Annotated in this window: 9 protein-coding genes and 1 pseudogene; 4 read left to right on the plus strand and 6 right to left on the minus strand. The window is 45.5% G+C overall.

Annotation, left to right across the window (positions count from 1 at the left end; translation table 11 throughout):
- The first annotated feature begins 671 nt into the window (after nucleotides 1-671).
- The gene (locus tag Q0R35_RS15280; RefSeq protein ID WP_366944909.1) at nucleotides 672-1,721 is read left to right on the plus strand and encodes a class I SAM-dependent methyltransferase; all 1,050 of its coding nucleotides are present in this window, start codon (nucleotides 672-674) and stop codon (nucleotides 1,719-1,721) included.
- Nucleotides 1,722-1,794: 73 nt separating this feature from the next.
- On the opposite strand, the gene Q0R35_RS15285 is transcribed toward Q0R35_RS15280, so the two are convergent.
- Entirely contained in the window at nucleotides 1,795-2,568 is a 774-nt protein-coding gene (locus tag Q0R35_RS15285; protein WP_295620160.1) for an RNA polymerase sigma factor SigF, read from the minus strand.
- A 639-nt stretch (nucleotides 2,569-3,207) separates the two neighbouring features.
- Between Q0R35_RS15285 and Q0R35_RS15290 the strand changes: the two genes are divergently transcribed.
- Nucleotides 3,208-3,387: a chlorophyll a/b-binding protein gene (locus tag Q0R35_RS15290; RefSeq protein ID WP_295620133.1), complete on the plus strand. Its 180-nt coding sequence runs from the start codon at nucleotides 3,208-3,210 to the stop codon at nucleotides 3,385-3,387.
- 394 nt (nucleotides 3,388-3,781) lie between these two features.
- On the opposite strand, the gene Q0R35_RS15295 is transcribed toward Q0R35_RS15290, so the two are convergent.
- A complete protein-coding gene (locus Q0R35_RS15295; RefSeq protein WP_295620136.1) occupies nucleotides 3,782-4,846 on the minus strand; it encodes a Ycf66 family protein in 1,065 nt (354 codons plus the stop codon).
- Between the two features lie 381 nt (nucleotides 4,847-5,227).
- Nucleotides 5,228-5,347 carry a photosystem II reaction center X protein gene (locus tag Q0R35_RS15300; RefSeq protein WP_295620163.1) on the minus strand — a complete coding sequence of 40 codons (120 nt, stop codon included), beginning with the start codon at nucleotides 5,345-5,347 and terminating at the stop codon, nucleotides 5,228-5,230.
- A 254-nt stretch (nucleotides 5,348-5,601) separates the two neighbouring features.
- Between Q0R35_RS15300 and Q0R35_RS15305 the strand changes: the two genes are divergently transcribed.
- Nucleotides 5,602-6,261: a DUF4157 domain-containing protein gene (locus tag Q0R35_RS15305; RefSeq protein WP_295620140.1), complete on the plus strand. Its 660-nt coding sequence runs from the start codon at nucleotides 5,602-5,604 to the stop codon at nucleotides 6,259-6,261.
- Nucleotides 6,262-6,451: 190 nt separating this feature from the next.
- Here the strand turns inward: Q0R35_RS15305 and Q0R35_RS15310 are convergent, their stop codons facing one another.
- The 3 genes from Q0R35_RS15310 to Q0R35_RS15320 all read right to left on the minus strand — a co-directional run bounded on the left by Q0R35_RS15310 (nucleotide 6,452) and on the right by Q0R35_RS15320 (nucleotide 7,271).
- Nucleotides 6,452-6,685 carry a hypothetical protein gene (locus Q0R35_RS15310; RefSeq protein WP_295620145.1) on the minus strand — a complete coding sequence of 78 codons (234 nt, stop codon included), beginning with the start codon at nucleotides 6,683-6,685 and terminating at the stop codon, nucleotides 6,452-6,454.
- Nucleotides 6,686-6,770: 85 nt separating this feature from the next.
- The gene (locus Q0R35_RS15315; RefSeq protein ID WP_295620148.1) at nucleotides 6,771-6,983 is read right to left on the minus strand and encodes a hypothetical protein; all 213 of its coding nucleotides are present in this window, start codon (nucleotides 6,981-6,983) and stop codon (nucleotides 6,771-6,773) included.
- Nucleotides 6,984-7,130: 147 nt separating this feature from the next.
- On the minus strand, nucleotides 7,131-7,271 hold the full coding sequence (locus Q0R35_RS15320; RefSeq protein WP_295620151.1) for a hypothetical protein: 141 nt from the start codon (nucleotides 7,269-7,271) through the stop codon (nucleotides 7,131-7,133).
- Nucleotides 7,272-7,581: 310 nt separating this feature from the next.
- On the opposite strand from Q0R35_RS15320, the pseudogene Q0R35_RS15325 reads away from it, so the two are divergent.
- A pseudogene (locus Q0R35_RS15325) lies at nucleotides 7,582-8,440 on the plus strand (sedoheptulose 7-phosphate cyclase); the annotation flags it as partial.

The raw sequence follows: 8,440 nt of genomic DNA on the forward strand, positions 1-8,440 counted from the left end.
CATATAACGTTGATAGCAGTCAGGAGCTTTAGACGTTTACTCTGTACCATCACGTCAGATCTTGAGATTCTTAGGCGAATGGCTTGTCTATTTTTATACTACCCAAATCTTTAGCGACACTATCGTTTTTTTGATAATTAATTGGTGAAGATTTTCTACTCATGCGACGATCGTACTGACAAGTCTGCTGGGGGTGTCGCGGAGATCTATCTACCCACGGCTGCCCGCGTGACAAGTTTGTTAGAGATGTGTCGTAGTCCTTTACCCCACCCCAGCCCTCCCCTTATAGAAACCATTTGAGATCCTTTGAGGCGATTGTCTGCCTCTGCATGTAGTCTGCATTGGCGTTTATTACAAATAGTGACAAATCCGATCGACTAGCCTCTAGGGTGTTTAGACTGAACTAATTCAGCATAGTGCGATTCATTTTTCCTAAATATGACCCAATGCTGGTCGCAGGGACGGAAAACAAGGTAACGAACCTTGATAATTTCATGAGTATGTGAGTTAAATTCTCACCCACTAAACCACAGGTGTGAAATTTCATTTCCCATCCATAGATGGGTCTGAATAGCCTGTCATTCTATTTCAATGACAAATGCCCATCTAATCACCCACTTTTCCAGTATTAGGCAGACAAAACTTACCTGATGTAGTAGAGGAATAAGATTGTGGACGAGAATAAGCTAAATTCTTTGGTCGGACAAGTCCTTCAAGACCTAGGCGGAGCATATAGCGTACCTCTTGTGCAAATTGGGGAGCATCTTGGACTCTATGAAGCCCTCAACGATGCTGGTCCTTGCACAGTGAATGAGATCGCCCAATCGGCGGGTGTTGACGAACGCTACATGAGAGAATGGCTCAACGCTCAAGCCGCCTCAAACTATATTTCCTACGATGCGGACACAGAAAAGTTTTGGATGACTCCCGAACAAGCATTTTTGTTAGCCGATCGAGATAGTCCGTTCTACCTAGCTCCGGCTTTTGGAGCTGCTGCCACGTTCCAGCAAAACGAACCGCAGGTACGCGAAGCATTCAAGACTGGTGCTGGAATTCCTTGGGGAGAACAAACCCCATGTCTGTCCTGTGCTGTTGCAAGGTTCTTTCGCCCCGGCTATCAGAACAATTTAGTTCGGTTGTGGCTGCCTGCCATAAGCGGCATGGTGGAAAAACTGGAGCAGGGATCGAGAGTTGCCGATGTCGGTTGCGGGCACGGAATTACCACCGCAATCATGGCTCAGGCATTTCCCAACTCGGAATTTGTCGGCTTTGATTTTCACCAGCCTTCAATTGACGCAGCACGCACTCATGCAGCCGCTCACAGCCTGAGCAATATTAGCTTTGAGGTGAGTCTGGCCAAGGAACTCCCTGGTCATTATGACTTGGTAACAATTTTCGACTGCCTGCATGACATGGGCGATCCGATTGGAGCGATGAAGCACGTCCGCGAATTGCTCGACGAGAATGGCGCGTGCATGATTGTCGAGCCTATGGCAGGAGATCGCTTGGCGGACAACCTCAATCCGGTCAGTCGGCTGTACTATTGTGCGTCAACAATGGTCTGCGTCCCGACTTCATTGGCTCAGGAACACGGTGCTGCTCTCGGTGCCCAGGCAGGAGAAAAACGTCTCAGGGAGGTAATTGTCGATGGTGCTGGTTTCAGCCATCTCAACCGCGTTGCAGAAACACCGTTTAGCATCGTTCTTGAAGCACGTCCCTGATGGAGCCAGCTTCCCGCCAGAGCTAAATAATGTCTAAGCCTTTGTCAGCAAGTTGGGGCGGTAAATCGTCACTCTAATCGTCATTGCCAGCCATCATTACTTTAAGGACGTTAAGACCCTTCTTGACGTGGCGGGATACGGTAATGACGCTGATGTCCATCCGCTCGGCGACTTGCTTTTGAGTCAGATCGTGCAGGAACACGAATTCGAGAATTTGGCGGGTATGTTGTTCTAGTGCAACTAAGCTTTGCTGAACGCGCAGCCGATCGTCTTGCGACAGTTGAAAGCTTTGGTAGTGTCCATCGGGTAATAAATCTGCTAAATTATTTGCGTCTTCATCGCTACCGACAGGACAATCTAAGCTCACTGGCTGACGGTTTTGATACGCCATTTTAATTTCTTGCCACTCCATTAAGGAAATATCTAAGGCAAGGGCGATTTCAGTTTCGGTAGGCTGACGTTGATGTTGCGATTGGAGTGTTTTGGTAATGGTTCCGGCTTGTTGCATAATTGCAAACCAGCGACGGGGCATTTTGAGAACCGAACTTTTGTCGCGCAGATAGTGTTGAATTTCGCCTCTAATGTAGGGCATGGCAAAGGTACTAAAAGCATAACCTTTACTAACTTCAAATTTATCGATCGCACCAATCAATCCAATACTCCCAACTTGAAGTAAATCGTCATAAGTTTCTTTACACTGCCCCACCCAATAGTGTGCTTCCTTCCGCACTAATCCCAAGTTTAGCTCTACAATTTTGTTCCGCAATCTCGCTTTGCCAGTCTCTTGATATTCTTTTAGTAGTTGTAGGCTGTGGTGTTTCAGGTCGCATTCTAAAACGGTAGTCATGACACTTTTAGTTAAGAGTTGATATGTAGATAGTGGTAGATGCATAGATGATGGTCTACAATTTTTTTGCAGGAGTTAGTCTCTAGATAGCGATCGTCTCGATCGATAAAAATCGGACTCAGTTGCTCGGTCTATCTAGATTCCTGCTTGTAGATGATGCTTTTAAATTGTCGATCGGATCGAATGATTTGCCGATCTCAAAATTGTTAACGACCTACTTAACTTCTGGTCGAGGATTAGCCTCGATATCAACACCAAGTTATTCAAATTAATTTCATTCACTCAGTTGAGGAGGATGCCGATCTGTTTAATTACGTCCACTAGGGGCTACATTTTTTACAGATCCTGGTTTGTTAAGTTTAGTCTCGGTTCTTCCTAAATTCCATCAGTGGGAACACCAGTTGTGAATTTTTGTGAAAGATTCGATCGAACAAGTTACGTGTTTTTACTTAGTTTTTAATTTTTTGATGTTTGCTATGGACTTATTTATATTGTTGCTGACGATCTTGTAGATGTTTGTGATGGAATCGCACTTCACTGGTCGATCTCGATCGCATGGATGCATAAAATGGCTATGCTGAAGAGGTATAGCGATCGATTAAGATGGCATTAATAGCAAAATAGAGGTAATTATCGATCGTGGCTGGTAAAACTCAAACCGAATCAAATATCGCAACACCACCAGTAGAACCGAGTTTTGGCTGGAATGTCTATGCCGAAACTATCAATGGTCGATTCGCAATGATGGGATTCGTCTTGTTACTGCTATTAGAATTCGTAACGGGGCAAGATCTCTGGACGTGGTTGGGACTCAGGTAGTTGGAAGGCTTTAGGCTTTAGGTGTTAGGTGTTAGGTGTTAGGTGTTAGGTGTTAGAAGCAATGGCACGAATAATTCCAACTTTCCACTCCTCACTCCTCACTCCTTACTTCGTACTCCTTACTTCTTACTTCTTACTCCTTACTTCTTACTTCTTTCTCCCATCTCCCCGACTAGAGATCGCAAGCGACTGTCGATCTCTAGTCATAAGATCACTATACCCATAAATAAAAAAATCCCATCTCTGTGGCTAAAATTAGCGGTAGAGACGGGATTTTTAGAGTTATCGCAATCGCCAAGGTGGTTAGGACTGTAAAACTAGGTTGCTACAAACCCGACTTTTCCAAAAAGTCGGGTTTGTGTCCTAACCGACATGGCAACTGCGATAAGTAGACTTAGTAGCGATCGGGGAAAACGATCGGTTCAGAGCCGGATGGGGGTAACCCAGAAGGTGGATCGATTCTCGCGTCGAGAGGCTTCGCCAACGGTTCGTAGTCCACATAGTTGGCGGTGGTTCCAGCAACTTGTCCTGTGGTAGATCGATCGCGACGCAGTGGCTTTGCTGGATCGCGCTCTGGACGACGACGGCGGCGAGGGTTGGCATCTGGATCGGCACTAGCCGTCAAGTCCCATTCTCGTTGTGGCGGCTCATCCAAATTATCTTGCAGATAGGCTTCTCTTCCCTCGGATCCGCTTTGCGTTGGCGTAGCCTCGCCTCTGGCGATACGAGAGGATTCTCTCCTCTCCGAGACGCTTGGCGAACGAGAGGATTCACCAACGCCAACGGGACTGTCCGCTCTTCGGCGCGGCGATTGACGTTGTGACTGGGTGCTAGCTAGATCGGCATCTGGCAAAGCGCGGCGCACCTGCACTGGTTCGCTACCATCATTCCAGTCCTCTTCATCCCACCGATCGTTTTGGCGACCAGAGAGGTAACTTACTTCGGTGCTTGGCTCGGTGAGACGGCGGCGCGGAGCTGTCTGGGCAAATCTGTCTTCAGGCAACTCTCTAGTCGCACGACGATAGGGAAACTCATCTCGGTCTTCGCTTTCGTTGTTACTGCGATCGAACCTGTCTTTATTGCGACGATTGCTCCGTTTGGTTGATGCATATTCTGGCTCATCATCAATCTGGGCCGTATAACCCGATCTCCGTGAGGGGGCTTCGCGACCAGCACTGCGACTACCGCCTTTGAGCTGTTTATTTTCGGCCCGCACCTGGATGAATTGCCACATGATGGTGATGAGAGAACCAATCATTAGTAATTGCTGGAAAGCCATTGCTGCGCCTAAGTCAAAGCTAATCACCAGCAGCAAACCACAGATGAAGCCAACAATCGCATAGATGTTGTCAGATTCTTGATGCAGGTCGGGCTTGAACTTGTTGGTCAGAAACAGGCTGAGAGAGGCAAGCATCAAAACTAGACCAAGTAGCGTAGCCGCAGAAATGCCAAAACTCACGGTGATTTCCTCAGAGGGTGAAACAAAAACGGTGCAAACCGTTGGGACATTAAGTACTCGACATGGTTAAAAGCTATTCAATGCTTTATGTATTTTAGCATTCACCATTGCTTGTGTCGATCGACCACCTTACAAACTGCTGTGTCTTGTCGTTGCTTGGTTGATTTTCATGGTCGGGAAAAATAACCGAAAATCAATCCGCTTTTTTATTCGGGGGGAACCCTAGACATAAAAACGCCGCTTGTGGCGAAAGTTGTACTACTTCTATTTTGGCTCTATCGCTGCCATTCGTCCATCCGTAGATCGACTAGTTTTGACAAAACAAAACCTCAGATCGGCTGGAAGAGCCAACTGAGGCTAGATAACCCGATCTGATAAATCCTAAGAGCGTTGAATTTTATCTTTTTGGCTGACAAAGATCAAACCAATTGTCGCGGGAACGACGATGATTAGGGCACCAGCAAGCAGGCTATACATAAAATTGGCTAAGGAGGGTGTCATAAAATATTTTCGTCCTGCGGTCGCATATAAAGTTTCTTTCATCTAATTCTAGCTATTTAGATGCACGCTGAGAAGTATTTGGGCAAAGTTGGTCGAGTTAGCCGATCTCATGAAGATTCGCCGATCGGGTTGTTATGATGAAGCATAAGGATTCGATCTACTAAATTTACTCCAATCTGTTACGAGCAATGATCTCGAACCTGAGAAAGTTCTGTCAATTTTGCTTAGTCGTGCTACTCACCACAGTTGCTATCGTGACGCTATTATTTCCCAAATCGTTGCACGCTCCTCTGTCTTCTAAGGATGCCATCTTAACGGGTACGATCCATTTTACCCAAATTCAAGCGATGACTGCACCGACTCCAGAATTAGCCTGGAGTGAAACCGGGGCGACAGTGCTGCCATTAGCCGCTCAAATTATGGAAATCCGCAATCCACGCAGCTTACCTTTGACCAATGCTCAAAAAGGCTATTTGCGACCGTTGTTTGGCAATTTGGTCGATCGAGTTAAGGTCGTATATGGTGCCCAATTGCTCGATCGATGGTCGCAGGGGGGCAAAGAGACGCATATTGGTGGTGTTGACTCTTCAGCACAAACTTATTGCGATCGCATTTATATTCGAGCGGCGAATCGACCTAACGATACAGACAGGTTGGTGTTGCTGGCTCACGAACTTACTCACGCTCAACAATGCGATCGAGCGGGGGGAATAGCCCGGTTTGGGGAAAATTATTTTAAGGGTTATTATCGGGGCGGACAAACATATCAAGATAATCCGCTAGAAAAGTCGGCACGGGCGGTGGAAGAAAAATTTACCCACCAATTATGCGATACGATCGGCTGTCCGCCTCAAAGCGGGAAATATTATGTAAATTACAGGGGCTGGGGAATTAAGCTACCTGTAAATTTATAATCTCACCGCTTACATTAACACTTACGGGCGATCGGCATAATCTTAGCGATCGATATTAATAATTGCGAAAAAGCTGGGTATCTTAATAACGTGGGAAGAAAAATCGGACACCATGCGATGGCGCATGGTGTCTTACTTTATATATTGGATAACGTGCTATATTTAGCATCGCCCTATTCCTGAATCTGAATTAGCTTGGGTATACGCGCAAATCGATCGGGCTTTGGACGAGGTGCTTAATTAATAGTTTTACCCTCATACTCGATCGGCAGTTAATTAGGCTTGAAGCCAATCGCTGGTTGCCAGATCGAATCAAATTCGTCGCTTGATGCGCGGGTGGGTGGATGTTGAAAATGTGTTTGGGGAAAATGTCGCTGAATGCTTTACTTGGCAAGGGTTTCCAGGGTTTTTGTTGAATATTCATCCGCGCAAGTGCTCAAAGCTTTAACAGCAAGAGGTTTTGGACTCGATCGGGCAATGTCGCTTTTACCCGATCCTGCGTTTGAATGCTATGATTTACGAGGTTCGCGCATTCGCACCTTGAAAACCAAATATATCGAGGCTTCTAGCTTCCCGCCATCGAAATCGACATCAAACCCTTTCAGGGATTGAAACTTTCGATGAGGACGGTGCTTGTCGATGATTTCCTTAGCAGGATCGAAATCGACATCAAACCCTTTCAGGGATTGAAACAGTGGAAAAGTCGGGTTTGTAGCTAGCACTATTACTGTCCTAATCGCCTTGACGGTTGCCATAACGCAAGAATGGCTTTAGCATTGGAATCGACAATTTTTTCCAATCAGTCTCAACTTTCTGACATAGCTTTAATTTAATTGAATGGACATAGTTTTATTATAAATTCAGCGCATCTATTCATCAATCTTTTGCTTGATAAGTTCAGCCAAAAGTAAAGGGTTAATTTGGGCGATCGCATCCAAGAATTCTCCAATTGCCGCGCCTTTACCATGAGTGTATCCAGCTTGAATTGCCGAGCTTCTGAGCTTATCCATTGTCTCTGGTTTAACTCTATAGCCACTGAGTAGACTTTATTTAATGCTGGTCTAGACATAACCTTTGTGCTTTAAATTTAATTTAAATTTAGCGAGTTTACCGACGATCGTCAACAAAAAAGCGATCGAATCCAAAAAATTCGCTCTTTTTAAATCATCTATAAGGCAGATGTAAAAAAACTGATTTTGTGTTAACAAAAGAGCGGTTGACGATCGGCAGCTACTCAATGCATAGAACCTAAATAAAATCCAGTTGAATAAATATGAAAAATTCGTTAAGTTATTGATGGCACAACAACAGAGAAATCTTATGGGCGACATCAAGGCAACTTTTACAGCTACAGATCGTGCCTTTCATATCGAAGGATACGAAAAAATTGACTTTAGTCTGCTCTACGTAGATGGTGCGTTTCAAACTGAGAATCCAGAAATTGCCGATAGTTATCGTCAGTTCGGTCGATGTTTGATGGTTGTAGATCGCAATGTATATGGTTTGTACGGCGATCGGATGCAAGCATACTTCAAACATTACGATATCGATCTGACAGTCTTTCAAGTCTCGATTAAAGAACCTGACAAGACGTTAAAAACCTTTGAAAGTGTCATCGATGCCTTTGTCGATTTTGGGTTGGTACGGAAAGAACCCGTATTGGTAGTTGGTGGTGGATTGACGACTGATGTGGCTGGATTTGCCTGCTCGTCTTATCGCCGCCGGACGAACTACATTCGCGTACCGACATCTTTAATTGGGTTGATCGATGCTAGTGTAGCAATCAAAGTCGCGGTCAATCATGGTAAACTCAAAAACCGTCTGGGTGCTTACCACGCATCGCAGAAAGTAATTCTGGACTTCTCATTCCTGAAGACGTTACCGATCGATCAAATCCGCAACGGCATGGCAGAATTGATTAAGATTGCCGTCGTCGGTAATAAAGAGCTGTTTGAGCTGTTGGAATCTCACGGCGAAGCCTTGTTGCACAGCCACTTTGGTTACCTCAACGGCACGCCCCAACTTCAAGCAGTCGCGCATCGATTGACCTATAATGCGATCGAGTCGATGCTGAAATTAGAAGTACCCAACCTGCACGAGTAGATCTCGATCGAGTTATTGCTTACGGACACACCTGGAGTCCAATGCTAGAGCTAACTCCAGAGATTCCGATGTTCCA

This window comes from Chamaesiphon sp. GL140_3_metabinner_50 (assembly GCF_025361915.1).
In the GTDB taxonomy this organism is placed as follows: Bacteria; Cyanobacteriota; Cyanobacteriia; order Cyanobacteriales; family Chamaesiphonaceae; genus Chamaesiphon.